Origin of the sequence: Streptomyces hoynatensis, assembly GCF_003626535.1 — a bacterium.
Lineage (GTDB): Bacteria > Actinomycetota > Actinomycetes > Streptomycetales > Streptomycetaceae > Streptomyces > Streptomyces hoynatensis.
The window spans coordinates 348,178-373,423 of record NZ_RBAL01000007.1 but is presented as its reverse complement, the minus strand read 5'-3'; the positions used below and the strand labels follow the sequence as shown (position 1 = coordinate 373,423).

Here is a 25,246-nt window from a genome sequence, read left to right as displayed (position 1 = left end):
GTGATGGGGTAAGGCTCCCGGTAGACGACCGGGTTGATAGGCCGGAGATGGAAGCCTTGTGAGGGGTGGAGTTGACCGGTACTAATAGGCCGAGGGCTTGTCCGCAGATGCTCGCGTCCACTGTGAAGTTCCTGCCACCACACCCGTGTTGGGGGGTGTGGGTGACCGGGGGATGCTCGGTTTGTGTTCTCTGAGTGTTCCGGTGGTCATGGCGGAGGGGAAACGCCCGGTTACATTCCGAACCCGGAAGCTAAGCCTTCCAGCGCCGATGGTACTGCACGGGGGACCGTGTGGGAGAGTAGGACACCGCCGGACAATTATGTGATAACGAGTGGCCCTGCCGAGGCAATTGACGCCTCGGCAGGGCCACTCGTCTTTCGGTTACCGTGTCGGTCATGAGCGGCCAGACGCGACTGATGTGGGACGAAGGCGTCACCCGATACGACTTCGGCCCTTCCCATCCGATGAACCCGGTGCGGCTGACGCTGACCCGGAAACTCGTCGAGTCCTTCGGGCTCGACCGGTGGCTCGACGTGGTGGCCGCGCCGCCCCTGGGAGACGAGGCGCTGCGCCTGGTCCACGACGCCGACTACGTCGAGGCCGTGCGGCACGCCTCCGCCCAACCCCGCGACGCCGACGAGTGGATGGGCCTCGGCACCGTGGACACCCCGGCGTTCGCCGGCATGCACGAGGCGTCCGCGCTGATCGCCGGCCAGTCCGTACGGGGAGCCGAGGACGTCTGGCGCGGCGCGGCCGCGCACGCGGTCAACTTCGCCGGCGGCCTGCACCACGCCATGCCGCGCAACGCCTCCGGCTTCTGCGTCTACAACGACCCCGCCCTCGCCATCGCGCGGCTCCTCGAACTCGGGGCGGAGCGCGTCGCCTACGTCGACGTCGACGTGCACCACGGGGACGGCGTTCAGCACGCGTTCTGGGACGATCCCCGGGTGCTCACCATCTCCCTGCACGAGCACCCGCGCACGCTCTTCCCCGGCACCGGGCGCCCCGAGGAGACGGGCGGGGAAGGGGCGGCCGGCCGGGCGGTCAACGTGGCGCTCCCCGCCGGCACCTCCGACGCGGAGTGGCTGCGGGCCCTGCACGCGGTCGTGCCCGAGCTGCTCGCGGAGTTCTCGCCGCAGATCCTGGTCAGTCAGCACGGGGCCGACACGCACGTCGAAGACCCCCTGGCGAACCTGACGTTGAGCGTCGACGCGCAGCGGGCCGCCGCGGAGTCCTGCCACGACTGGGCGCACCGGCACGCGGAGGGGCGCTGGCTCGCCCTCGGCGGAGGCGGCTACGCCGTCGTCGACGTCGTGCCGCGCATCTGGACGCACCTGGTGGCGATCGCCGCCCATCACCCCATCGACCCCGCCGCGGAGGTGCCGGAGGAATGGCGGCACGCGGTCTACGCCCTGACCCGGCAGCCCGGGCCGCGGCGCATGACCGACGGTCGGCGGCCCGCGTGGCGCGACTGGCACGCCGACGGCTACGACCCGGCCAACGCCGTGGACCAGGCGATCCTGGCCACGCGCCGCGCCGTGTATCCCACGCACGGGCTACTCGCCTGAAGGAACCTTGCGGCGCGCTCCGCGGTACCCTCCGGCACGCCGCAGGAGGCGCCGAACGGGGCACCGCCGGCCCGCGCTATCGTCTCCGACCGGCGGAAGCCGCGCCGGCGCCCAGGCCCGCACGCCGCCTTCTTCCTGCCGCCCCGGCCGCGGACCGTCCCCTGGGCAGCCCTCGCACGACGGCGGGAGAGGGCAGCCACCCGACGCGCTTCACCTGGGCGGGGGCCCGCGGGGTACGCCGGTCGGACCCCGCGCGCGCGGCGGCCGTCGGGGGCACCCTCCGCCCGATGTGGTGGCGATCTATCGACAAAACGACCCGATTCCGCCTACGTCAGCTGTCCGCTCGCCGGGTGCCGGGCGCGGGCGAGGGGGAGCCAGGCCGCGGCGCGTCATCGGGGTCATCTGCTGCTCATGCCCCGTTCATCCCTCCGGTTCCCCGTCGTCCCACCGGGGAAGCCGGGCCGGGGCAGGAGGCCGGGCCCGGGTTCACGGAGGGGGAGGAAGTCCAGGTCAGCGCGGAGGCACCTGCCCGTGGGCCGGGCGCTTCCCGGTGGGGTGCTGGTGTGTGCGGGGCGAACGGCGGGCAGAGTTCCGGTGGCGGCCGGGGCGCGCCCGACGCCGGAACCAGGCCGGTCCGGCGGGAGAGGGCGAGCGTTCCCTATGTGCGCAAACGGGGTCTTCTGTCACCTTAAGGGCGCGCTCGCAGTAAAAGGCCGGTTGAGGCACCTCTTCCCCACTCGCATCACCCGCCCCTAATCTGGGGAGGAGCGCACATGCGAGAGGGAGTCACCGGAGGGGAAGCCGGTGTCCGACATGTGCGGAAGGTCAGGTGTGACATGGCTGCTGAAAGGCTTCTGAGCGAGGCCAAGTTCCTGACCGTGGCGGAGGTCGCCGCGGTGATGCGAGTCTCCAAGATGACCGTGTACCGCCTGGTGCACGCAGGTCATCTGCCGGCGATCCGGGTGGGAAGGTCCTTCCGGGTCCCTGAGCAGGCCGTCCACGAGTACCTCCGAGAGTCCTTCGTGGGCGTGGAAAGCGCGTAACGACCGGATGAGCCTTTCGTCGCCCCTCGATTAACCGGTACCACTCGGTGACCGGTAGGCTGAGCCCATGTAGGTCGTGTGGGCTCGGACGCCCCGCACCGAGAAGGCGAAGTGAGCGAGGGTAGTCGTGGGCTCTGTTATCAAGAAGCGGCGCAAGCGGATGGCGAAGAAGAAGCACCGGAAGTTGCTGAAGCGCACCCGCGTGCAGCGCCGCAACAAGAAGTGAGCGAGCGCCGCTGAGAGGCCCTCCCGTTCGTGGTCACGACGGGAGGGCCCTACGCTTTGGGCGGGTCCTTCCCGCGGGGGGACGGTGGGGGCAAGGTCGGCAGTCGGCAGGTGAGGCGCGTGGACAGGACGGTGCTCGTCACCGGGGCGGCTCGGCAGTTGAGCGGCCGGTTCGTCCGGCAGGTCCGCCGCCACCCGGCGGTGAGCCGGGTGATCGCCGTCGACACCAGGGCCCCCGGCTATCCGCTGGGCGAGGCCGAGTTCGTCCGGGCCGACATCCGCCAGCCGTCGATCGTGTCGGCGCTGGCCGCGCACGCGGTGGACACCGTGGTGCACTTGGACCTCGGTCCTGCGCCCGGCCCCACCGGCGGCAGGGCCGCGGCGAAGGAACGCAACGTCCTGGGCACGCTGCAACTCCTGGGCGCCTGCCAGAAGCTGCCGACGCTGCGGCGGCTGGTGATCGGATCGAGCACGCAGGTCTACGGCCATCCCGGGCGCGGGCCCGCGGTGCTCGACGAGGACGCGCCGCCGACGGCTGCGGGCGGGGGCGGATTCGCGCAGGACGTGGCCGAGATCGAGGAGTACGTGCGCGGCTTCGCCCGCCGCCGCCCCGAAGTGGCGGTGACCGTCCTCCGGTTCGCGCACCTGCTGGGGGCCGGGGTGGACTCCCCGTTCGCCGCCTACTTCAGGCTGCCGGTGCTCCCGACGGTCCTCGGCTACGACCCGCGGCTGCAGTTCCTGCACGAGCACGACGCCCTCGAGGTGCTCGGCCGCGCCGTCGCCGGGCCGGGGGACGGCGCCGAGGAGGGAGAGCAGGGGGCGGCGCTGGGGCCCGGCACCTACAACGTGGCGGGCGAGGGCGTGCTGTTGCTCTCGCAGGCGGCACGGCGCCTGGGGCGGCCGACCGTGCCCGTGGCGCGGCCGGTGACGCCCTGGCTGGGCTCCGCGCTGCGGGCGGCCGGGGTGAGGGGCGTGTCCGCGGAGCAGTTCGCCTCGCTGGCCCACGGGCGGGTGGTGCGGACCGCGCGGCTGCGTGCGGCGCTCGGCGGTCCCCTCGAGTACACGACGGCCGCGGCCTTCGCCGAGTTCGCCGCGGCGCACGGCGGCCCGCTGTCGCCCGAGGCGGTGACGCGGGCCCTCGACCGCGTCGAGGAGGTGGTGCGCCGTGGGTGACGCGAAGGTCATTCCTTTCGACGAGGGGGACCGCAGGCGGGCCCGGGAGTCGGCGGGCCGGCCAGGCGAGCCGGGCGGGCCGGAGGAGGAGCGCGCGGCGGGTGGGGCCGGCGGCGGTCTCGACGAGGCCCTCGCGCGTGGCTTCGCCTTTCTGCGGCGGCGGCTGACCGGCGCGTACGAGGTGGACGAGTTCGGCTTCGACCCGGAGCTGACCGACGAGGTGCTGCTGCGGCTGCTGCGTCCGCTGTACGAGCGGTACTTCCGCGTCGAGGTGCGCGGCATCGAGAACGTGCCGGCCGAGGGCGGGGCGTTGCTCGTGTCCAATCATTCGGGGACGCTGCCGCTGGACGGGCTGATGCTCCAGGTCGCCGTGCACGACCGGCATCCGGCGCGGCGGCAGTTGCGGCTGCTGGCCGCGGACCTGGTGTTCCGGCTGCCGGTGGTCAACGAGCTGGCGCGGAAGGCCGGGCACACGCGGGCCTGCGCGGAGGACGCGCGGGAACTCCTCGACCGTGGCGAGCTGGTCGGGGTGATGCCCGAGGGTTTCAAGGGGCTGGGGAAACCGTTCGCCGAGCGGTACAAGCTGCAGCGTTTCGGGCGCGGCGGCTTCGTGGCGACCGCACTGCGGGCCAGGGTGCCGATCGTGCCCTGTTCGATCGTGGGGGCCGAGGAGATCTACCCGATGATCGGCAACTCGCGGGTGCTCGCGAGGCTGTTGGGCCTGCCGTACTTTCCGGTCACGCCGACGTTTCCCTGGCTCGGGCTGCTGGGTGCGGTCCCGCTGCCGACGAAGTGGACCATCGAGTTCGGGGAGCCGATCGAGACGGCGGATCAGCCTTCCGAGGCCGCCGAGGACCCGATGGTGATGTTCCAGCTGACGGATCAGGTGCGGGAGACGATCCAGCACACGCTGTACAAGCTGCTGGTGGCCCGGCGGTCCGTCTTCTTCTGAGGGCGCCCGCCCGGGGTCAGTCGGTGGCCTCCTCCTCTCCGTCGAGGCCGAGGCTCGGGAGCAGGTCGTCGACCAGGGGCGGGACGGTGATCTCCGGCTCGGGGAGGGCCGAGTGCGGCGGGCCGGTCTCGGTGGGGGACTCCTCGGGGGCGTCGGACGGCGGCGAGAGCAGGCCCGGCGCGTCCAGGAGCCGGTCGCCGTCGGCGGGGGACTCCTCCGCCGCGGTGCCGCCAGGGGAGTCCGGGCGGCTGTGGGAGCCGGGGGAACCCGGCGGGAGCGAGCCCGGGGGCGTCTGGCCGTCCGGGGGGCGCAGCGACCGGCCGGCTTCCCCCTCGGCGGAGGCGGTGTGGTGCGTCTCGCGCGGCAACAGGGGCTGGAGGGGGGCGAGGTCGTCGTCCATGGCGTCGAAGACGTCGGTCACCTCGTGGCTGACGTCGCGCAGCTCGGGCGGGAGCTGGCGGCGGACCTCGGCCCAGGTGGCGCGGTGGCCCTCGGCGAAGGCGGACAGCGACTCGATGGGGTCGATCGAGCCGTCCTCCTGGTAGGCGTGCGACAGGAGGCGGTGGCCCTCGCTCGCGGCGTCGCGCATGCCGGCGAGGGCGCGGCGGATGTCGTCGAGCTCTCCCTCGTCGAGCTCCCCGGCGCGCTGGCGCTCCAGGAGGCGGCGCGCCTCGTTCAGCCGGGTGGAGGCCTGGTCGAGGTAGACCCGGCCGCGGTCGATGTCGCCGCTGGCGAAGTCGAGCCTGAGGTCCTCCATGCCGCGCTTGAGGCCGTAGAGCGTGTCGCCCGGGAGGGCGTCGGTGCTGGCGGCGGCGACCCCGCCGAAGGCGCCCGCGGCGACGCCCATGGTGAGGCCACCGGCGGCCAGGCCCTTGGTGAGCCTGGTGCGCGGCTTGAGCCGGGAGAGGCCGCCGGCCGGGGCGGCGCGGTGGGCTCCCCTGGCGCTCCGGCAGGCGCGCTGGCCCGGCAGCAGCCCGCTCGGCGCCTGGCTCTCGGCGGCGCCGCCGGGCGCCGCGGCGTCCATGGCGGCCAGCAGGGCGGCGCGCTGGGCCGCCCTGGTCTCGGCGGCGAGCTCCGGCCGCGGCAGCGCCGCCAGCCGGTCGGCCACGGCCAGCAGGGCGGCCTGCTCCTGCTCGCCTGCCGACGGGGCCGCCCCGCCCTCCTCGCCTCCCGGCTCCTTGGGCCGCGAGTCGACGAGCAGCTGGGCGAAGGCGTGGGCCCGGCGGTTGGCCGACACAGATCCGATCACGAGCGGCACCTCCTCTCGTCACGAACGACTCCCCACCGCCGGTGGGTGGTTGCCCGGTCCGGCCATGTACACCCGTATGAGTGAGTTGTCACGGTCGGTGGTCCGGTTGTGGGGAGTCTGCGCAGTGTCTTTCCCATTGGCGACACCGACGACAACGAGTGGACGAGCACTCGGGTTACGGCTGGCAGATTATGTGACTGATTGCGGAGGGGTGGACACGTACCGTCAGGTTTTCCGGCGGCTCCGTCGGGATTCCTGGCGGCTCGTGAGCGGTGCACTCAGCGTGCGTCGTCGGGGAGCAGCCTGGCGAGGGTGCGCACGGCGCGGTACTGGAGCGTCTTGATGGCGCCCTCGTTCTTGCCCATCACGCGCGCGGTCTCGGCGACGGACAGGCCCTGGAGGAAGCGCAGGGTGACGCACTCCTGCTGCTGCGGGTTGAGCCTGCGGACGGCGTCGAGCAGCGCGGAGTTGGCGAGGGACTCCAGCACGGAGTCCTCGGGGCTGCGCTCGACCTCGTTGGCGTCGAGCATCTCGCCCGTGGTGACCTCGAGGCGGAAGCGGCTGGACTTGAAGTGGTCGGCGACGAGATTGCGGGCGATGGTGACGAGCCAGGCGCCGAAGTCGCGGCCCTGCCAGGTGAAGGTGCCGATGCGGCGCAGCGCGCGCAGGAACGTCTCGCTGGTGAGGTCCTCCGCCGTGGCGCGCCCGCCGACCCGGTAGTAGATGTACCGGTAGACGGTGTCCGCGTAGTGGTCGTAGAGGCAGCCGAACGCCTCGGCCTCGCCGGCCTGGGCGCGCTCGACGAGGTCCATCATCCGGCGGCTGTCCCCGTCGGCGGCGGGACGGCGGGCGGCCGGGGCGGCGGCCGCGGGGGCCGCCGAGGCGGTGGGGGCGGCCTGGGGCGCGGCCGCCGCGGGGGCCGGGTTCGCCGGGGCGGCGTGGGCGGCGGAGGCGCCGGCGCGGGCGCGGCGGCCCATGGCCGCGGTGCCGGCGGCGCCGCCGGTCAGGGCGAGGGCGGGGCCGCCTGGGGCGGGTGTGGCGGGGGCGGGTGTGGCGAGCGTGGGGGCGGCGTACGCGGTGGGGACGAGGGTGCGCAGCCGGTCGGCGACCGTCGTGCGCAGCGTAGCCAGGCCCGAGGCGTCAACCCCGACGTGTGGGTACACGGGACTCCCAGAGGCAGAGCTTCCAAAGTGCAGTGGCGGGCCCGTCCCGCGTCACCTGGCTGGGAACGGTCGGGGTCCGGATTGCGTCTGAGGAGGATAACGCTTCGTACTGAGCGGACTACGCGTAGTTGCGGAAATCGCCGAATAGGTTTGGAGAGTTACACATTGTGTTCGGCGCGCCACGCTTACGCCACGCTCTTCATGATCGTGACGCGATCGAATGTGGCGAAACGGTGATCGAGATTGATTGGCCTCGATCTGTGTTCGAGGGGGTGCCGGGCGCCGCGCCTCAGCGCCTGCGCCGCTGGAGCGCGAGGGCCGCGGCCGTGCCGCCCGCGACCGCGCCCGCCCCGGCCGCCGCGGGCACGCCGATGCGCACCGCCCTGCGGCCGGTCCGGTAGTCGCGCAGCCGCCAGCCCTTCTCCCTGGCGTGGGCCCGCAGCCTGCGGTCGGGGTTGATGGCGTAGGGGAAGCCGACCAGGGAGAGCAGCGGGATGTCGTTGGCCGAATCGCTGTAGGCGGCGCAGCGGGCGAGGTCGAGGTTCTCGGCCTCGGCCAGGGCGAGCACCGCCTCGGCCTTCGCCGGCCCGTGCAGCGGCTCGCCCACCAGGCGGCCGGTGTAGACCCCGTCCACGGACTCGGCGACCGTGCCCAGCGCGCCGGTCAGGCCGAGGCGCCTGGCGATGATGGTCGCCGTCTCCACCGGGGCCGCGGTGACGAGCCACACCCGCTGGCCCGCGTCGAGGTGCGCCTGGGCCAGGGCCCTGGTGCCCGGCCAGATCCGCCCGGCCATGTACTCGTCGTAGATCTCCTCGCCGATCTCCGTGAGCTCGGCGACGCGGTGGCCGCGGACGATGGACAGCGCGCTGTCCCGCGCGTCCCGCATGTGCCCGGCGTTCTCGGCGCCTGCGAGCCGAAAGTACGCCTGCTGCCAGGCGAACTTGAGCAACTCGCGCTTGCGGAAGAACTTCCGCTTGTACAGGCCGCGGCCCAGATGGAAGATCGCGGCGCCCTGCATCACGGTGTTGTCGAGGTCGAAGAACGCCCCCGCGCGCGGGTCGCCGGGCGCCGGGAACTCGGGCTCGGCCGCCGCCTGGGCCCTGGCCGCCTCCGCCGCGGCCCGGCCCGCCAGGTGCCTCCTGCCGCGCCGCCCGCCCGCGGGTGTGGCCTGCCGTGCGCCGCCCTCCGCGCCGGGCTCCGCGGTGCTGCCGCCCTCCGGGGCGGGCTCCGCGGTCCGGCCGGCGTCCGTGTCCGCCGCGGCCTCCCCGTCCGGCCCGTGGCCGGCGTGCCCGGCGCCCTCGGGGGTGTTCGCCTGCTCGGCGCGCTCGGTGTCCGGGCGCCTGCGGAGGGTGAACCATCCGCGGAAGGCCGCGGCCCGGGACGCGCTCTGCTCGGGAAAGCGGGCCTTGGCCATGCGTCGAGGATAGCCAGTCGCGCCCGGGGGCCGGTTGCCCGAACGTGACGCCAACGTGGCCACGCGCGGCACAATGGGCCTCATGACGCCCTTGCTCCGCCCGCGCCGCCCCGCGCGGGAACCCGCCCCCAAGCCCGCCGCCGGGCGGCTGGTGACCCTGATCGGCCGGCCGGGCTGCCACCTGTGCGAGGCCGCGCGGGAGGTGGTCGCCGGGGTCTGCGCCGAAACGGGGGCCGCCTGGGAGGAGAAGGACATCACCGAGGACGCCGAGTTGCACCGGCGTTACCGGGAGCAGATCCCGGTCGTCCTGGTGGACGGGCGGCAGCACGACTTCTGGCGCGTGGACCCGGAGCGGCTGCGCAGGGCGTTGGGAGCTTGACCCGGTTTGGATTACCATACGGGGTCGTTTGTTCCCGGCGAGGGGTAAAAGTGAGGAGTGTGAACCGGTGTCCCCGTTGGTGCATGTGGCACCGGTCACTTTGGCCGGACAAAACGGACACCATCTTTGTGCACGCGTTCACAAAGGCATAGCCTGGGCGCGACGGAGCCTTCCCGGCGCGCACCCGAGCCTTCCCGGCGCGCACGCCGGGTGTGCCCGCCCTCCGCTTGGCCCGACCGGCAGGAGCACAGTGGCAACTGGCCGAAACCACCGACCGGCGACCCGCAGCCGGGGAATCCCCGAGGCGACCGTCGCCCGGCTTCCGCTGTATCTGCGGGCGCTGACGGCGCTCTCCGAGCGCTCGGTGCCCACGGTCTCCTCCGAGGAGCTCGCGAGCGCCGCCGGGGTCAACTCAGCGAAGCTGCGCAAGGACTTCTCCTACCTCGGCAGCTACGGCACCAGAGGCGTCGGCTACGACGTCGAGTATCTCGTCTACCAGATCTCGCGTGAGCTCGGGCTCACCCAGGACTGGCCCGTGGTGATCGTCGGCATCGGCAACCTCGGCGCCGCCCTGGCCAACTACGGCGGCTTCGCCTCCCGCGGCTTCCGGGTGGCCGCGCTGATCGACGCCGACCCCTCGATGACCGGCAGGCAGGTCGCGGGCATCGCCGTCCAGCACGTGGACGACCTGGAGTCGATCATCGCCGCCAACGACGTCTCCATCGGCGTCATCACCACCCCGGGCGGGGCCGCCCAGCAGGTGTGCGACCGGCTGGTCGCCGCCGGGGTCAGCTCCATCCTCAACTTCGCCCCCACCGTGCTCTCGGTGCCCGAGGGCGTGGACGTGCGCAAGGTGGACCTGTCCATCGAGCTGCAGATTCTCGCCTTCCACGAGCAGCGCAAGGCCGCCGAGGACCTGTCGCGCTCCGTCTCCGACGGGGTGCGCGTCTCCCGCGCCCGCCGCGGCGACCAGGGCCCCGAGGGGGAGATCCCGGCGGTGATGCCCGCATGACGCTCCTGGTCGTCGGCCTCAGCCACCGCAGTGCCCCGGTGAGCGTGCTGGAGCGGGCCGCCCTGGCGCCGGACGCGCGCCGCAAGCTCCTGGGCGACATGCTCGGCGGCGAGGCGCCCCGCGCCGTGGGCGCCCGCGCGGTGCCCGGCGGGCCCGCCGTCGAGGCGGCGGTGCTCTCCACCTGCAACCGCATCGAGCTGTACGCGGTCGTGGAGCGCTACCACGCCGGCGTCGCCGAGCTGACCGCGCTGCTCGCCAGGCACAGCGGGGTGGGAATCGACGAGCTGCGCCCGCACCTGTACGAGCACCACGAGGACGCCGCCGTCCGGCACCTGTTCTCGGTGGCCTGCGGCCTGGACTCGATGGTGGTCGGCGAGGGGCAGATCCTCGGCCAGATCAAGGCGGCGCTGGCCCTGGCCCAGGACGAGCACAGCGCAGGCCGGGTGCTGAACGAGCTGTTCCAGCAGGCCCTGCGGGTGGGCAAGCGCGCGCACAGCGAGACCAACATCGACCGGGCGGGTCAGTCGCTCGTCACCTTCGGCCTGCAGCAGCTCGCCGGGGGCGGCGCCGAGGGGCCGGACGAGGTGGCGGCCTGGGTCGCGGGCAAGCGGGCGCTGGTGATCGGCGCCGGCTCCATGTCCTCACTGGCCGCGGCGACCCTCGCCCGCGCCGGTGTGTCCGAACTGGTGATCGCCAACCGGACGGTGGAGCGTGCCGAGCGCCTGGCCGCCTCGCTGGCCGCGGGCGGGGACGGGCCCCGGGCCCGGGCCGTGCCGATCAACGCGATCTCCATCGCCGCCGAACTCGCCCTGGCCGACATCGTCGTCTCCTGTACCGGCGCCACCGGCCTGGTGCTCACGGCCACCGCGGTCGCGGGGGCGCTGCGCGAGCGCGCGCGGCGCTGCCCCGCCGGCCTCGGCGGCGACGGCTGCGTGCCCGCGCTCGCCCTGCTCGACCTGGCGATGCCCCGGGACGTGGACGCCGCCGTGCACGAGCTGGCCGGGGCGCGGCTGGTGGACATCGAGTCGCTCGCCGCCGCCTCCGCCGACGCCCCGATGGCCGCCGACGTGGACGCCGTGTGGCGGATCGTGGGCGAGGAGGTAGGTGCCTTCGGCGCCGCCCGCCGCGCCGCCCGCATCACCCCGACCGTGGTCGCCCTGCGCGAGATGGCCTCCGAGGTGGTCGCGGCGGAGCTGGCCAGGCTGGAGGGCCGGCTGCCGGAACTCGGCGACCGGGAGCGGGCCGAGGTGGCCAGGACGGTGCGGCGCGTCGTCGACAAGCTGCTGCACGCGCCCACCGTGCGGGTGAAGGAGCTGGCCGGCGAGCCGGGCGGCGCCTACTACGCGACGGCCCTGCGCCAGCTGTTCGACCTCAGCGGCCCCGAGCAGGCGGCTCCCGCGGAGCACGCCGCGGAGGGGGGCGAGGCACGGTGAACGCCCTCCGCCTCGGCACGCGCCGCAGCGCGCTCGCGATGGCCCAGTCCGCCGGCGTCGCCGAGCAGGTGCGCCGGGTGACCGGACGGCCCGTGGAGCTGGTGGAGATCACCACCTACGGGGACGTCTCCCGCGAGAGCCTGGCCCGGATAGGCGGCACGGGGGTCTTCGTCTCGGCCCTGCGCGACGCGCTGCTGAGCGGCGAGATCGACCTCGCCGTGCACTCCCTGAAGGACCTGCCCACCGGCCGGCCGCCCGACCTCGCGCTGGCCGCGCTGCCGCCGCGCGCCGACGCCAGGGACGCGCTCGTCGCCCGCGACGGCCTGTCGTTCGAGCAGCTGGCCGTGGCCGGCGGCCGGGCCAGGATCGGCACCGGCTCCCCGCGCCGCATGGCCCAGCTGAACGCCTGGGCCAGGGCCCTGGGTTGCGAAATCGAAACGGTCCCGATCCGCGGGAATGTAGACACCAGGATCGGGTACGTGCGCTCCGGCGAGCTCGACGCGGTCGTTCTCGCCGCCGCCGGACTGCACCGCATCGGCCGGGCGGCGGAGGTCACCGAGCTCCTCGCCCCGGACATCGTCCTGCCCGCCCCCGGCCAGGGGGCGCTGGCGGTCGAGTGCGCTGCGGCAAACGCGGCCCTCACCGCACAGCTCGGTGGGCTCGACGACCCGCACACCCGGGTCGCCGTGACCGCGGAGCGAACCCTGCTCGCCACCTTGGAGGCCGGCTGCAGCGCCCCTGTGGGCGCGTACGCCGACCTGCTGTCCGAGGTGACCGGGCAGGCCGTCACCCACATGCGCCTGCGCGGTGTCGTCGGCACCACCGATGGAACCACGCTGGTGCAGCTGTCCACCACCGGCCCCCTGCCGGCGTCGACCGGGGAGGCGGCGGCCGTCGGCCGCCGGCTCGCCGAGGAGATGCTCGCCAAGGGCGCGGCCGGTCTGATGGGGGAGCGAGCACATTGAGCCCCACCACCGCACGCACCACGCACCACGCACAGCAGGCCGCAGGCCAGGCAGGCGCCCTCGCCCAGCCGTCCGTCACCGCTCGCGGTGCTCAGGGACATGCAGCCCAGGGACACGTCACCTTCCTCGGTGCCGGACCCGGAGACCCGGGTCTGCTGACATTGCGCGCCGTCGAGGCACTCGCCCAGGCCGAGGTGCTGGTCGCAGATCCGGAGGCGTTCGACGTGGTGCGCGCGCACGTCCGGCCGGGGACCGACACCCCGTTGCAGGCCGCGGGGGAGGGACTGTCCTCCACCGCCGTCCCGTCCGGGGGCGCCGACCCCGCCGATCTTGTCATGCGGGCCGCGCGCGGCGGCAAGCGGGTGGTGCGTGCGGTCGCCGGCGACCCCGGCATGGACGCCGACGCCACCTCCGACATGCTGGCGCTGGCCGCCGAGGGCATCACCTTCGAGGTGGTGCCCGGCATCGCGCAGGCGGTCGGCGTGGCCGCGTACGCCGGGGTGCCGCTGCGCGACGCCGAGGGCGGCGACGTGCGGTTCGTCGACGGCGCCACCGCGGACGAGCGCTGCTGGAACGAGGTCGCGGCCAGCGACGCGACGGTCGTCGTGAGCACCACCCTGGAGTCGGCCGGCGCCGTCGCCGCGCGGCTGATCGCCTCCGGGCGCAAGCCCGACACCCCGCTCTCGGTCACCGTCGCGGGCACCACCACCCGGCAGCGCACCTGGGCGGCGACGCTCGGCACGGTCGAGCGGGTCCTGAAGTCCGCCAAGGTGCTGCCCTCGCCCGAGGGCGACCGGCCGGTGATAGCCGTCGTGGGGGAGCGCAGCGCCCCGGCCCTGCGCGAGCAGCTGTCCTGGTTCGAGTCCAAGCCGCTGTTCGGCTGGAAGGTCCTCGTGCCGCGCACCAAGGAGCAGGCGGCCTCCCTGTCGGAGCAGCTGCGGTCCTACGGCGCGGTGCCGAGCGAGGTGCCGACGATCGCGGTGGAGCCGCCCCGCACCCCGCAGCAGATGGACCGGGCGGTCAAGGGCCTGGTCACCGGGCGCTACGAGTGGATCGCGTTCACCTCGGTCAACGCGGTGAAGGCGATCCGGGAGAAGTTCGAGGAGTACGGCCTCGACGCCCGGGCGTTCGCCGGGATAAAGGTCGCCGCCGTGGGCGAGCAGACCGCGCGGGCGCTGCGGAAGTTCGGCGTGCGCCCCGACCTGGTGCCCAGCGGCGAGCAGTCGGCCGCCGGGCTGCTGGAGGACTGGCCGCCCTACGACCCGGTGTTCGACCCGATCGACCGGGTGTTCCTGCCGCGGGCCGACATCGCCACCGAGACGCTGGTGGCCGGGCTGGTGGAGCTGGGCTGGGAGGTCGACGACGTCACGGCCTACCGCACCGTGCGGGCCTCGCCGCCGCCGGCCGAGACCCGGGAGGCGATCAAGGGCGGCGGCTTCGACGCCGTGCTCTTCACCTCGTCGAGCACGGTCCGCAACCTGGTCGGGATCGCGGGCAAGCCGCACAACGTCACGGTGATCGCCTGCATCGGGCCCGCCACGGCCCGCACCGCGGAGGAGCACGGGCTGCGGGTGGACGTGATGTCGCCCGAGCCCTCGGTGCACAAGCTGGCCGAGGCGCTCGCCGAGTTCGGCGCCGGGCGGCGGACGGCGGCCCTGGCCGCGGGCGAGGTACTGAAGCGGCCGAGCGAGAAGCGGCCGCAGCGAAGGAGGACCCGCACACCGTGAACGACGGCACGTTTCCCCAGGTGCGGCCGAGGCGGCTGCGCACCACCCCGGCGATGCGCCGGATGGTCGCCCAGCACCGGCCGCACCCGGCCGACCTGATCCTGCCCGCCTTCGTGCGCGAGGGGATCGACGAGCCCCTCCCCCTGGGGTCGATGCCCGGCGTCGTCCAGCACTCGCGGGACTCGATCCGCAAGGCCGCCGTGGAGGCGGCCGAGGCGGGGGTGGCCGGGATCATGCTCTTCGGGGTGCCTGAGGAGGCCAAGAAGGACGCGGTCGGCAGCCCGGGCACCGACCCCGAGGGCATCCTGCAGGTCGCGCTGCGCGCGGTGCGGGCCGAGGTCGGCGACGCGCTGGTGGTGATGTCGGACCTGTGCCTGGACGAGGTCACCGACCACGGGCACTGCGGCGTGCTGGACGCGCGGGGCCGGGTGGACAACGACGCCACGCTGGCCAGGTACGCCGAGATGGCCCTGGCCCAGGCGGAGGCCGGGGCGCACGTGCTCGGGCCGAGCGGCATGATGGACGGCCAGGTCGGGCACGTGCGGCGGGCGCTGGACGCCGCCGGGCACCAGGACGTGGCGCTGCTCGCCTACACCGCGAAGTACGCCTCGGCGTTCTACGGGCCCTTCCGCGAGGCGGTCAACTCCTCGCTGACCGGCGACCGGAAGACCTACCAGCAGGACCCGCCGAACGCCAGGGAGGCGCTGCGCGAGCTGGCGCAGGACCTGGCCGAGGGCGCGGACATGGTGATGGTCAAGCCCGGGCTGCCCTACCTGGACATCCTGCGGCAGATCGCCGACGCCTCGCCGGTGCCGGTGGCCTCCTACCAGATCTCGGGGGAGTACGCGATGGTCGAGGCCGCCGCGGAGCGCGGCTGGCTGGACCGCGAGCGGGCGATCGACGAGACGCTGACCGCGTTCAAGCGGGCCGGCGCCGACATGATCCTCACCTACTGGGCCACGGAGTACGCCCGGACGCTGCGCCGCGGGTAGCGGCCGGGCCCGGGCGGGGCGGCGCGCCGGGGCGCGGAATCGCCTTCCCACGCCCCGGGCGCGGGAATCGCCGCCACGAGGAAGGCGCCGGGCGGGTGGGGCCGCGTCCGGCGGCAGTCAGGCAGCAGACGCAGGAGGCACACGTGACCACTCCCACCGCCGTCGTCACCGGGGCGAGCAGCGGCATCGGCGCCGCCACGGCGCGGCACCTGGCCGCCGCGGGCCACCGGGTGGTGCTCACCGCCCGGCGGGCCGAGCGGATCGAGGAACTGGCCCGGGAGCTGAAGGAGGCCGGGCACGAGGCCCTGGCGTGCCCGCTGGACGTGACCGACCGGGCGGCGGTGGACGCCTTCGCCGCCTCGCTCGGCGACTGCCGGGTGCTGATCAACAACGCGGGCGGCGCCCTCGGCCTGGAGCCGGTGGCGGAGGCCGACCCGGCGGACTGGCGCCGGATGTACGAGGTCAACGTCCTGGGCGTGCTCAACGTGACCCAGGCGCTGCTCCCGGCCCTGACCGCCTCGGGCGCCGGCACGGTGCTCGTGGTCTCCTCCACGGCCGGGCACGGCACCTACGAGGGCGGCGGCGGCTACGTGGCGGCCAAGCACGGCGCGCACGTGCTGGCCGAGACCCTGCGCCTGGAACTCCTCGGGCGGCCGGTCCGGGTCGTGGAGATCGCCCCCGGCATGGTGCAGACCGAGGAGTTCTCCCTCACCCGCTTCCGCGGCGACCGGGAGCGGGCGGCGCAGGTGTACCAGGGGGTGGCGCAGCCGCTGACCGCGGACGACGTGGCCAGGGCGATCACCTGGGCGGTGACCCAGCCGCAGCACGTGAACGTGGACCTGCTGGTGCTGCGCCCGCTGGCGCAGGCCTCCAACACCAAGGTGCACCGCGCGGGATGACGGTCCTGCGAGACGGCGAGGCCCGCGAGGCGGGGCTCGCGCCTGACCGCGTGGCCAGGATCGCGCCGGCGTGCGCCGCGTTCCTGCGCCCGCCGGCGCGCGCCTACCCGGGCTTCGTGGTGCTCGCGGCCAGGCACGGCGTGGTGGTGGTGCACGAGGCGGGCGGGGACGCGGTGCGCTACGGGGCCGAGGGCACGGTGGCGCCGGTGCCGATGCGGCCCGACACCGTCTTCGACGTGGCCTCGCTCTCCAAGCTGTTCACGGCGGTCGTCGTGGTGCGGCTGGCCGAACGCGGCCTCCTCGACCTGGACGCCCCGGTCTCCGGCTACCTGCCCGGCTTCCCCGCGGTGCCGGTGCGTTCGCTGCTCACCCACACCAGCGGGCTGCCCGCCGAGATCGACCTGGGCCCCTACCCGGACCACGCGGCCCGGCTGGCGGCCATCGCCGCCCAGCCCCCCGCCTACCGGCCGGGCACCGGCTACCTGTACTCCGACCTCGGGCCGATCACGGCCGCCGCGGTGGCGGAGCGGGTGACGGGGCGGCGGCTCGACGCCCTGGTGGCCGAGCTGGTCACCGGGCCGCTGGGGCTCGCCGACACCGGGTACCGGCCGCTGGAACGCCCGCCGGGGCCCGCGGAGCTGGCGCGTACGGCGGCGACCGAGCGGCAGCCGTGGACCGGCCGGGGGATGGTGCACGGCACGGTCCACGACGAGAACGCGTACCACCTCGGCGGGGTCGCCGGGCACGCCGGGATCTTCTCCACCGCCCGCGACCTGGCCGTCCTGGGGCAGACGATGCTGAACGGCGGCAGGTACGGACGGGTGCGGCTGCTGGGCGAGGAGTGGGCCTCCCGGATGCTCACCGAGCAGAACGCCGGCCTCGGCCCGGCCGCCTCGCGGGGCCTGGGCTGGCAGCTCAACCAGCCCGGCTACATGGACGAACTGGCCTCCCCCACGGCCTTCGGGCACTCGGGATTCACCGGCACCAGCCTGGTCGCCGACCCCGCCACGGGCGTGCTGCTCGTGCTGCTCACCAACCGGGTGCACCCCACGCGCGATCAGGGCGCGGACGGCGCCTACCGGCGCGCCCCGGCGCGTGAACTGGCGCGCGCCGTACGCGAGTCGGGCTGAGGGACCCAGGGGCCTGGCCGACCCCGGGATCGGGCCGAGGCGCCCGCGGGGCCCGGCGTGACGCCGGGCCCCGCGGGGGCGCCGGTCTCAGAGGCGTTCCGGGGTCTCGATGCCCAGCAGGGACATGCCCAGCCGCAGCGTGCGGGCCGTCAGCTCGCACAGGAACAGCCGGCTGGCGACCGTCGCCTCGTCGCCCGCCTTCAGCACCGGGCACTGGTCGTAGAAGGTGGTGAACTGCGAGGCCAGGGCGTACAGGTAGGCGGCGAGCTTGTGCGGCTCGTAGGTCTCGGCCACCGAGTCGAGGGTGGCGGCGAACTCGTCGAGGTGCAGCCCCAGGGCCCGCTCCGCGGGCGCCAGCTTCAGCTCCGGGTGCGCCCGGCCCTCGGCCTGCCCGGCCGCCCGGCGCAGGATCGACTGGATGCGGGCGTAGGCGTACTGGAGATAGACGCTGGTGTCGCCGTTGAGCGAGACCATCCGGTCGAGGTCGAAGACGTAGTCCCGGCTCCGCGAGGTGGACAGGTCGGCGTACTTCACCGCGCCGATGCCCACGTCCGCGGCCCGCTCCGCGACCTCGGCCTCGCTCAGCCCGGGTGCCTTGGCGGCCACCACCTCGGCGGCCCGCTCGACGGCCTCGTCCAGCAGGTCCATCAGCCGCACGGTCTCCCCGGAGCGGGTCTTGAACGGCCTGCCGTCCTTGCCGAGCACGGTGCCGAACGGCAGGTGGTGCGCCACCCCCTCGGGCAGCCAGCCGGCCCGCCGCGCGGTCTCGAACACCATCTTGAAGTGCAGCGACTGCCGGGCGTCCACCACGTAGAGCATCGAGTCGGCGTGCAACTCGCGGATCCGGTTGCGCACGGCGGCCAGGTCGGTGGCGGCGTAGCCGAAGCCGCCGTCGGCCTTCTGCACGATCAGCGGGACCGGGGTGCCGTCGGGGCCCTTGACGTCCTCGAAGAAGACGCACAGCGCGCCCTCCGACCTGACGGCGACCCCGGACTGCTCCAACTCCCTGGCCAGCGTGGGCAGATCGTCGTTGTACGCGGACTCGCCCCGCACGTCCTCGTCGGTGAGCAGCACGTTCAGCCTGGCGTAGACGGCGTTGAAGTACAGCTTCGACTCGTCGACGATCCGCTGCCACAGCTCGCGGGTGCGGGCGTCGCCCGCCTGGAGCTCGACCACCCGCCGCCGCGCCCGCTCCTTGAACTCGGGGTCGGCGTCGAAGACCGCGCGCGAGGCCCGGTACAGCCGGTTCAGCCGGGAGATCGCGGCGGAGCCCGCCTCCTCCTCCGCGGCGTGGTCGAGCTCGTGCGGGTGCTCGATGAGGTGCTGGATGAGCATCCCGAACTGGGTGCCCCAGTCGCCGATGTGGTTGCGCCGGATGACGCGCTCGCCGCGGAACTCCATGATCCGCACCAGCGCGTCGCCGATGACGGTCGACCGCAGGTGGCCGACGTGCATCTCCTTGGCGACGTTCGGCTGCGAGTACTCGATGATCATGGTGGCGGGCTGGGGCGAGCGGGGCACCCCGAGGCGCTCGTCGGCGGCGCGGGCGGCCAGGGTGGTGAGGATGGCCTCGTCGCTCAGCGTGATGTTGAGGAAGCCGGGGCCCGAGACGGCGACCTCGGCGATGGGGCCACCCGGCTCCACCTCGCCCGCCACCCGGGCGGCCAGGTCGCGCGGGTTGCCCTTCAGCCGCTTGGCCAGGGCGAGCAGTCCGTTGGCCTGGAGATCGGCCCGGTCGCTTCGGCGCAGCAGCGGATCGGCGCCGACGGCCTCGGGGAGGGCGGCGGCGATGGCGGTGGCCAGATGCTGCGATACGGCGGTGCCGAGCGAGGGGACTGCGGTCATGCAAACCAGTATTTCACGGTTGTGCACCCGCTTTTCCGGGATGGAACAATGGCCGCGGCGGCTGCGTGCCGTCGAATCCGGAACCGAGAAGGAAGTGTCCTCACCGTGCCCGAGACCACCCAGGAGACCGCGGACTGGGTCTCCCGACTCGCGGATGACGTCATCGCCGAGGCGGAGCGCCGCGCGCCGGGCAAACCCGTCGTCTGCGCCTCGGGCCTCAGCCCCTCGGGCCCGATCCACCTGGGGAACCTCCGGGAGATCATGGTTCCGCACCTGGTCGCCGACGAGATCAGGCGCCGCGGCATTCCCTGCGTGCACCACCTGTCCTGGGACGACTACGACCGGTTTAGGCGGGTGCCCGGCGGGGTGCCCGGCTCCTGGGCCGAGCACATCGGCAAGCCGCTGACCTCGGTGCCCCCGCCGCCCGGCAGCCCGTACGCCTCCTGGGCCGAGCACTTCAAGGCCCCGCTGCTCGCGGCGCTGGCCGAGATGGGCATCGAGGTGCGCGCCGTCAGCCAGACCGAGCAGTACACCTCGGGCGCCTACCGCGAGCAGATCCTCTTCGCCATGCGCGAGCGGCGCAGGATCGACGCGGTGCTCGCGCAGTACCGCACCAAGCAGGCGCAGCAGGCCCCCGAGCCGGCCCAGGACGAGGCCGAGCGCGCCGCGGTGGAGGGCTCGGGCGCGGCCGGCGAGGACGACGGCAGCGAGGGCGGCGCCGGCTACTACCCGTACAAGCCGTACTGCTCGGTGTGCGAGCGCGACACCACGACGGTGACCTCGTACGACGACGAGACCACCGAGCTGCACTACAGCTGCGCCTGCGGCCACGAGGAGACCGTGAAGCTGGCCGGGCACACCCGCGGGAAGCTGGTGTGGAAGGTCGACTGGCCGATGCGCTGGGCGTACGAGGGCGTCGTGTTCGAGCCCTCGGGCGCCGACCACCACTCGCCCGGCTCCTCCTGGGTCGTCGGCGGGCAGCTGGTGCGGGAGATCTTCGGCGCGGCGCAGCCGATCGGGCCGATGTACGCCTTCGTCGGGATCAGCGGCATGTCGAAGATGTCCAGCTCGCGCGGCGGGGTGCCGACCCCGGCGGACGCCCTGGAGATCATGGAGGCCCCGGTGCTGCGCTGGCTGTACGCCAGGCGCCGCCCCGGCCAGGCGTTCAAGATCGCCTTCGACGGGGAGTTGCAGCGCTTGTACGACGAGTGGGACGCGCTGGGGCGGAAGGTGGCCGCCGGAACGGCCCAGCCGGCGGACCTCGCGGCGCACCGCAGGGCGACGGGCACCGCCGCCGCGGGCGAGCTGCCGGACACCCCCCGCAGGCTGCCGTTCCGTACGCTCGCCTCCGTGGTGGACATCACCACGGGGGACGAGGAGCAAATGCTGCGGATACTGGGCGACCTGGACCCCGCGCAGCCGGTGGCCTCCCTCGACGAGACCAGGCCGCGGCTGGACAAGGCGGCCCGCTGGGTGGCCACGCAGATGCCGGCAGAACAGCGCACGCGGGTGCGCGAGGAGCCGGATTCGGAGCTGCTCGCCTCGCTGGACGAGGCGCAGCGCGAGTCGCTGCGGCTGCTGCTCGACGGGCTGTCGGAGCACTGGTCGCAGGACGGGCTGACCACGCTGGTGTACGGCGTCCCCAAGGTACGGGCCGGGCTGGCGCCCGACGCCAAGCCGACGCCGGAACTGAAGGTCGCCCAGCGGGAGTTCTTCGCCCTGCTGTACCGGCTGCTGGTCGGCCGCGACACCGGCCCCCGGCTGCCGACGCTGCTGCTCGCGGTCGGCCCCGAGCGGGTGCGGCGGCTGCTGGGGGCCTGAGGCGGCGGCCTCCCCGCGGCCGCACCCTGGGCCGCGGGGGCGGCGGCCGGGGCCGTGCGCGCGGGGGGCCGTTGCGTGCGGGGGCGTCGCGCGCGGGGCCGGTCAGACCCCGGTGCCCATCTCGGCGTTGTAGCGCTGCTTGAAGCCGCGGGTGAACTCGCGCAGGTACTGCTCGCTCAGCAGGGTGCCGTCGGAGTCGGTGACGCCGAAGCGCTCGTTGAGGAAGCGGGAGAGCTGGCGGGCGTTGGGGAAGTCGCCCCGCTCCGAGACGTACTGGCGGAAGGCGGCGTAGTAGTTGTCGTAGCCCTCGTAGGTGTCGTAGCCCTCGTAGCCTCCGCGGCCCTCGAAGGGCTCGGGCTCGACCTGGCCCTCCTCCCCGGCCGCGGCGATCGGCGGGGGTTCGAGGACGGAGACGGGCTCGGGCTCGGCCACCCGGCGCGCCGCCGCGGGCGCGCCGCCCGGCCGGCCGCCGGGGTCGGCCTCGCCGAGGGGGCGCCAACGGCCGTTGCCCACGGGCACGTTCACCTGGCCGCGGGCGGGGGTTCCGGCCAGGCGGGTGGCGTCCTGAGGGGCGTCCTGGTGCCCGTCGGCCGCGCCGGGGTCCTGCGCCGGGGCGGCGGGTTCGGCGTACGCGGCGGGCTCGGCGTGGGCGGCGAGTACCGGGGCGTCCGCGTAGGCGTCGGCCGCGGGGGCGGGTTCGGCGTACGGGGCGGGTTCGGCGTACGCGGCGGGCTCGGCCGCGTCCGGCTGGTTGCCCGTCCACCACGCCTGCCGGGGCTCGCCGTCCCGGACGCCGGCGGCCCCCTCCCGGCCGCCGGGCCCGGCTATCCGGCCCGCGCCGCCGGGGGACGGCGCCGCCGCCCCCGGCGCGGCCTCCCGGGCCGGCAGGGCGCGGCCGTTCACCGCCCCAGGCGCCGGCGGCGCCTCCCCGGCGCGCGGCTCGTTGCCGAGCGCCGCGGCGAGGCCGGCGGCCGCGGTCTCGCGCAACGGGACGCCGTAGCGGGCGAGTTTGAGGGGCATCCGGGCCTCGACCGGCGCCCGGCGGCGCCAGGCGCGGCCGTAGTCGGCGCGGAGCCTGGCCTGGTAGACGAGGCGGTCGCGCTCCATCCCGATGACCTCCTCGTAGGAGCGCAGCTCCCACAGCTTCATGCGGCGCCACAGCCGGAAGGTCGGCACGGGGGAGAGGACCCACCGCCACATGCGGACCCCCTCCATGTGCTTGTCCGCCGTGATGTCGGCGACCCGGCCGATGGCGTGCCGCGCCGCCTCCACGGTGATGACGAAGAGCACCGGGATGATCGCGTGCATGCCGACGCCCAGCGGGTCGCCCCAGGCGGAGGCCCCGTTGAAGGCGATGGTCGCCGCGGTCAGCAGCCAGGCGGACTGGCGCAGCAGCGGGAAGGGGATGCGCAGCCAGGTCAGCAGCAGGTCGAGGGCGAGGAGGACGACGATGCCGGCGTCCACGCCGATCGGGAAGAACGGCGAGAAGTCGCCGAAGCCCTTGCGTTCCGCCAGGTCGCGCACGGCGGCGTAGGAGCCGACGAAGCCGATGGCGGCAATCACCACGGCGCCGGTCAGCACGATGCCGACCAGCACCCGGTGCGAGCGTGTCAGCTTGATCGTCGCGGCCACCCGCGATCCCTCCCCGGGTCGACTGAGGAACCCTCCGGCGGCCAGCCTGGCATACGCGTCAAGTCATGTACGCGGCGAGGCCCTTCAGCCCTGGGCGTCCTCGCCCTCGACGGAGTTGCTCGGCGGCTCGCCCGACTCCGCGTCGCCGGCGCCGCCCGCGTCCTCTTGGGCGCCGCCCGGGCCCCCGGCGTCCGCGCCCTCGTCCGCGCCCCCTTCGGCGCCGCCCGGCTCCTCGGCGGTGGCGTTCACGGCCGCCACCACCTCCTCGGCGACCGCCTCGGCCGCCTCCTTCATCCCGCCCGCGCCCGGGGTGTCGTCGCCCTCGAAGCCGGCGCCCGAGTAGTCCACCGTCACCACCACGTTGGCCGTCCTGGCCACGACCCGATGCTGGCGGTACTCCTCCTCGTCCTCGCCCGCCGCCTTCTTCACGTGGTAGGCGATGCTGGTGGCCTCGTCCCCGGTGCCGGCGAGCGCGGCCGTCTCGACGTCCTTGTTGTCCTCGTCCGAGGTGATCTCCTCGACCATCTCCCGGACGTAGCCGACGGCGCGCTCGTCGCCGCTGCCGACCGAGAGGTCGGAGTCGAAGCGGCGCAGCGAGACGGTCAGCGAGCGGAACTGGTAGTCGTCCAGGCCGCTCCACAGGCAGGCGGCCGAGGTGGCGGGGTCGGGGGAGTCGAGCTTGTCGCCGTGCTCCGGGTCGGCCTCGGGCACCACGTCGGAAATGGTGTCGCCGCTCACCGTGGCGCAGGGCTCGGGCAGTTCGGCGAAGCGCACCGGCTCGGGCGTGGGCGAGGCGCTGGGGCTCGGCTGGTCGTCCGCCGGCTCCTCCCCGTCCGAGCCGGAGGAGCAGCCCGCGGCCAGGAGCACCGGCACCGCCGCCAGGGCCAGCGCGCGCAGGGCGCGGCGGGGGGCGCGGCGCGAGACGGTGAGGCCGGTGCCTGCCGCCCGGCCGGCGGGCAGCGGGGCGCCGCAGGAAACGGGGGCGTTCTCGGGGTTCTCGGGGTGCACGGTGATTTGCTCCTGTAACCGATCGGGTGCGGCTTCAGCCGTCGAGGTCACCCGCGAGCTGCCGGGCAACGGTCTGCGCCCGCTGCTGGAGCAGCGTACTGTCCAGGGCGTCCGCGCTGGTTCCCGCGGCCGCCCCCGACGGGGCTGAGACGGTGTAGTTCACGGTGACGATAACGTTCGCGGTCCGGAACACCAGCGTCACGTCCCGGGAGGTGCCCAGGCCGGTGCCGCCCGGCCGGTCGTCGAGGAAGGCGGCGTTGCCGATGCCGTCGATCGCACGTGGGGCGGAGGTGCCGCCCAAAGAGCCCGCGGAGCCGGCGGAACCGGCGGAGCCCGAGGAGCCCGAAGCGCCCGCGGAGGAGGAGGCGGAGCCCGAGGATCCCGCCGTGGCCGCGCCGCCCGTGCCGCCTTCGGTCTCGCCGAGCGTCACGCCGGCCTCCGCGGCCCGCTGCTCGAAGTCGAGTTCCGCCTGGTCGTCGTCGCTGACCGCGGGGTCGTAGGAGACGACCCGCTCGTAGTCCACGGCGAGTTGCCTGCTGCCCGTCGCGTCCGCCGTCCGCCAGTCGCAGCCGACGCGGCGCCCGGTGTCGTACGTCACCCGCGGCTCGCCCGCGTACTCCTCGGGGGTGCCGCCCGGCAGGATCTCGGCGAGCGTGTCGGCGGCCACCGTGCCGCACGGCTCGGGCAGCACCGAGTAACGGCCTGGCTGCGGCTCCCCGGTGTCGGCCGAGCTGCCGGGCGGGCCGCCGCCGGTGGCGTCGTCGGCGCCCACGAGGTCACTGGAGCAGGCCGCGAGCCCGCACATCGCCACGGTCGTCAGCATCGCCGCGACGGCTCGCGCCACGGCCGCGGTGCCCTGCACCGGTCGCCCTCCCTCGCTCGACGGCAAGGGCACCATGTCTACCGCATGGGGTCAGGGCCAGACCAGGCAGTACGGCTGATGGCCCGCCTCGTGGAGGCGGCGGGAGAAGTCCTGCCACTCGTTGAGCAGCCGGTACACGCCGAAGGCGTCGCTCGGGCCGCTGCGGTTGGGCACGGTGGACCAGATGAACGCGGCGGCGCCGACGGTCTCCTCGCCGATCCCCCGCAGCGGGTCCACCACCGTTGTGGGCAATTTCACCACCGCGTAGTCGGGGTGCAGGACGACGAGCTCAAGCGGCGGGACCCGGTGCAGCGGTATGCCCTCGATCCCGGTCAGCACCATGGCCGCCATCGTCTCCGGCTTGATCCTGGTGAACATGCCCTGGCCGAGCTCGTCCCCGCCGAGCTCCTCCGGCCGCATCGAGAGCGGCACCCTGGCCGCGGTCGCCCCGTCGGGCGCGCCGAAGTACTTGTAGGTCACCGACATCCGGCCGCCCCGGCCACGAAGGTCGAACTCCCCACCGGAGCCGCCTTCCGCCCGGCGCCGGTGGCGCCCCCTGCGGGCACGCGCGCGCGGGCCCGCAGGTTCAGGACCCAGGTCGCCGGTTCCTTCGCCCACTTCGCCACCGCGCTGCATGTCACCACCTGACTATTCGCGACCCCCGCCGCGCGACCCGATCATCGTTTCAGAGACCTCCCCCGTCAGGCGTCGGCGAAACGCCCTGACACCGAGCTGTAAGCGGCTCTGTCACCAT

At 74.4% G+C, this 25,246-nt stretch carries 22 protein-coding genes and 2 rRNA genes; 16 read left to right on the top strand and 8 right to left on the bottom strand.

Annotation, left to right across the window (positions count from 1 at the left end; all coding sequences use genetic code 11):
- The 7 genes from D7294_RS33960 to D7294_RS15595 all read left to right on the top strand — a co-directional run.
- Positions 1 to 105, top strand: a 23S ribosomal RNA gene (locus tag D7294_RS33960); the annotation flags it as partial.
- Positions 106 to 198: 93 nt separating this feature from the next.
- Positions 199 to 315: ribosomal RNA gene (rrf, locus tag D7294_RS15620) — 5S ribosomal RNA — on the top strand.
- 80 nt (positions 316 to 395) lie between these two features.
- A complete protein-coding gene (locus D7294_RS15615; RefSeq protein WP_120680035.1) occupies positions 396 to 1,568 on the top strand; it encodes an acetoin utilization protein AcuC in 1,173 nt (390 codons plus the stop codon).
- An 836-nt stretch (positions 1,569 to 2,404) separates the two neighbouring features.
- The gene (locus D7294_RS15610) at positions 2,405 to 2,611 is read left to right on the top strand and encodes a helix-turn-helix domain-containing protein (RefSeq protein ID WP_052849337.1); all 207 of its coding nucleotides are present in this window, start codon (positions 2,405 to 2,407) and stop codon (positions 2,609 to 2,611) included.
- Positions 2,612 to 2,738: 127 nt separating this feature from the next.
- The gene (locus tag D7294_RS15605; protein ID WP_003948845.1) at positions 2,739 to 2,837 is read left to right on the top strand and encodes a 30S ribosomal protein bS22; all 99 of its coding nucleotides are present in this window, start codon (positions 2,739 to 2,741) and stop codon (positions 2,835 to 2,837) included.
- A gap of 119 nt (positions 2,838 to 2,956) precedes the next feature.
- Entirely contained in the window at positions 2,957 to 4,009 is a 1,053-nt protein-coding gene (locus tag D7294_RS15600) for an NAD-dependent epimerase/dehydratase family protein (RefSeq protein ID WP_120679936.1), read from the top strand.
- A complete protein-coding gene (locus D7294_RS15595) occupies positions 4,002 to 4,961 on the top strand; it encodes a lysophospholipid acyltransferase family protein (RefSeq protein ID WP_120679934.1) in 960 nt (319 codons plus the stop codon). Before D7294_RS15600 ends, D7294_RS15595 begins: the two co-directional genes overlap by 8 nt.
- 16 nt (positions 4,962 to 4,977) lie before the next feature.
- On the opposite strand, the gene D7294_RS15590 is transcribed toward D7294_RS15595, so the two are convergent.
- The 3 genes from D7294_RS15590 to D7294_RS15580 all read right to left on the bottom strand — a co-directional run bounded on the left by D7294_RS15590 (position 4,978) and on the right by D7294_RS15580 (position 8,787).
- Positions 4,978 to 6,210, bottom strand: a complete 1,233-nt coding sequence (locus D7294_RS15590) for a DUF5667 domain-containing protein (RefSeq protein WP_120680033.1) — start codon at positions 6,208 to 6,210, stop codon at positions 4,978 to 4,980.
- Between the two features lie 278 nt (positions 6,211 to 6,488).
- Complete coding sequence (locus tag D7294_RS15585) at positions 6,489 to 7,373, bottom strand: ECF subfamily RNA polymerase sigma factor, BldN family (RefSeq protein ID WP_120679932.1); 885 nt, start codon at positions 7,371 to 7,373, stop codon at positions 6,489 to 6,491.
- Positions 7,374 to 7,662: 289 nt separating this feature from the next.
- Positions 7,663 to 8,787: an HAD family hydrolase gene (locus D7294_RS15580; protein WP_241562378.1), complete on the bottom strand. Its 1,125-nt coding sequence runs from the start codon at positions 8,785 to 8,787 to the stop codon at positions 7,663 to 7,665.
- Positions 8,788 to 8,869: 82 nt separating this feature from the next.
- Here D7294_RS15580 and D7294_RS15575 point away from each other — a divergent pair, with 82 nt between their 5' ends.
- The 8 genes from D7294_RS15575 (at position 8,870) to D7294_RS15540 (ending at position 17,324) form a co-directional block, all read left to right on the top strand.
- A complete protein-coding gene (locus D7294_RS15575) occupies positions 8,870 to 9,166 on the top strand; it encodes a glutaredoxin family protein (RefSeq protein ID WP_422070705.1) in 297 nt (98 codons plus the stop codon).
- Positions 9,167 to 9,416: 250 nt separating this feature from the next.
- Positions 9,417 to 10,178 carry a redox-sensing transcriptional repressor Rex gene (locus D7294_RS15570; RefSeq protein WP_120679928.1) on the top strand — a complete coding sequence of 254 codons (762 nt, stop codon included), beginning with the start codon at positions 9,417 to 9,419 and terminating at the stop codon, positions 10,176 to 10,178.
- Positions 10,175 to 11,611 (top strand): glutamyl-tRNA reductase, encoded by a 1,437-nt coding sequence (locus D7294_RS15565; RefSeq protein WP_120679926.1) that lies wholly within the window; start codon positions 10,175 to 10,177, stop codon positions 11,609 to 11,611. Before D7294_RS15570 ends, D7294_RS15565 begins: the two co-directional genes overlap by 4 nt.
- Positions 11,608 to 12,576 (top strand): hydroxymethylbilane synthase, encoded by a 969-nt coding sequence (gene hemC, locus D7294_RS15560; RefSeq protein ID WP_277751094.1) that lies wholly within the window; start codon positions 11,608 to 11,610, stop codon positions 12,574 to 12,576. Before D7294_RS15565 ends, hemC begins: the two co-directional genes overlap by 4 nt.
- A complete protein-coding gene (locus D7294_RS15555) occupies positions 12,573 to 14,303 on the top strand; it encodes a bifunctional uroporphyrinogen-III C-methyltransferase/uroporphyrinogen-III synthase (protein WP_120679924.1) in 1,731 nt (576 codons plus the stop codon). Before hemC ends, D7294_RS15555 begins: the two co-directional genes overlap by 4 nt.
- Positions 14,300 to 15,295, top strand: coding sequence for a porphobilinogen synthase (hemB, locus tag D7294_RS15550; protein ID WP_277751093.1), 996 nt, complete (start codon positions 14,300 to 14,302; stop codon positions 15,293 to 15,295). Before D7294_RS15555 ends, hemB begins: the two co-directional genes overlap by 4 nt.
- Positions 15,296 to 15,438: 143 nt before the next feature.
- A complete protein-coding gene (locus D7294_RS15545) occupies positions 15,439 to 16,194 on the top strand; it encodes an SDR family NAD(P)-dependent oxidoreductase (protein WP_120679922.1) in 756 nt (251 codons plus the stop codon).
- Complete coding sequence (locus tag D7294_RS15540) at positions 16,191 to 17,324, top strand: serine hydrolase domain-containing protein (protein WP_120679920.1); 1,134 nt, start codon at positions 16,191 to 16,193, stop codon at positions 17,322 to 17,324. The genes D7294_RS15545 and D7294_RS15540 overlap by 4 nt, the downstream gene beginning before the upstream one ends.
- Positions 17,325 to 17,411: 87 nt before the next feature.
- Here D7294_RS15540 and argS read toward each other — a convergent pair whose 3' ends face one another.
- On the bottom strand, positions 17,412 to 19,169 hold the full coding sequence (gene argS, locus D7294_RS15535; protein ID WP_120679918.1) for an arginine--tRNA ligase: 1,758 nt from the start codon (positions 19,167 to 19,169) through the stop codon (positions 17,412 to 17,414).
- A gap of 105 nt (positions 19,170 to 19,274) precedes the next feature.
- Here argS and lysS point away from each other — a divergent pair, with 105 nt between their 5' ends.
- Positions 19,275 to 20,990 (top strand): lysine--tRNA ligase, encoded by a 1,716-nt coding sequence (gene lysS, locus D7294_RS15530; protein WP_120679916.1) that lies wholly within the window; start codon positions 19,275 to 19,277, stop codon positions 20,988 to 20,990.
- Between the two features lie 102 nt (positions 20,991 to 21,092).
- Here the strand turns inward: lysS and D7294_RS15525 are convergent, their stop codons facing one another.
- The 4 genes from D7294_RS15525 to D7294_RS15510 form a co-directional block, all read right to left on the bottom strand.
- Entirely contained in the window at positions 21,093 to 22,622 is a 1,530-nt protein-coding gene (locus D7294_RS15525) for a DUF2637 domain-containing protein (protein WP_241562377.1), read from the bottom strand.
- A gap of 84 nt (positions 22,623 to 22,706) precedes the next feature.
- Positions 22,707 to 23,630 carry a DUF3558 domain-containing protein gene (locus D7294_RS15520; protein WP_120679914.1) on the bottom strand — a complete coding sequence of 308 codons (924 nt, stop codon included), beginning with the start codon at positions 23,628 to 23,630 and terminating at the stop codon, positions 22,707 to 22,709.
- Positions 23,631 to 23,664: 34 nt separating this feature from the next.
- A complete protein-coding gene (locus tag D7294_RS31945; RefSeq protein ID WP_158674633.1) occupies positions 23,665 to 24,492 on the bottom strand; it encodes a DUF3558 domain-containing protein in 828 nt (275 codons plus the stop codon).
- Between the two features lie 51 nt (positions 24,493 to 24,543).
- Positions 24,544 to 25,128, bottom strand: coding sequence for a hypothetical protein (locus D7294_RS15510; RefSeq protein WP_120679910.1), 585 nt, complete (start codon positions 25,126 to 25,128; stop codon positions 24,544 to 24,546).
- Between the last annotated feature and the right edge of the window lie 118 nt (positions 25,129 to 25,246).

Bases quoted from the DNA above. Each gene is read 5' to 3' on its own strand.
- D7294_RS15615 (WP_120680035.1), top strand. From the start codon at position 396: ATGAGCGGCCAGACGCGACTGATGTGGGACGAAGGCGTCACCCGATAC.
- D7294_RS15610 (WP_052849337.1), top strand. From the start codon at position 2,405: ATGGCTGCTGAAAGGCTTCTGAGCGAGGCCAAGTTCCTGACCGTGGCG.
- D7294_RS15580 (WP_241562378.1), bottom strand. From the start codon at position 8,787: ATGGCCAAGGCCCGCTTTCCCGAGCAGAGCGCGTCCCGGGCCGCGGCC.
- D7294_RS15575 (WP_422070705.1), top strand. From the start codon at position 8,870: ATGACGCCCTTGCTCCGCCCGCGCCGCCCCGCGCGGGAACCCGCCCCC.
- D7294_RS15565 (WP_120679926.1), top strand. From the start codon at position 10,175: ATGACGCTCCTGGTCGTCGGCCTCAGCCACCGCAGTGCCCCGGTGAGC.
- D7294_RS15540 (WP_120679920.1), top strand. From the start codon at position 16,191: ATGACGGTCCTGCGAGACGGCGAGGCCCGCGAGGCGGGGCTCGCGCCT.
- argS (WP_120679918.1), bottom strand. From the start codon at position 19,169: ATGACCGCAGTCCCCTCGCTCGGCACCGCCGTATCGCAGCATCTGGCC.
- D7294_RS15510 (WP_120679910.1), bottom strand. From the start codon at position 25,128: ATGCAGCGCGGTGGCGAAGTGGGCGAAGGAACCGGCGACCTGGGTCCT.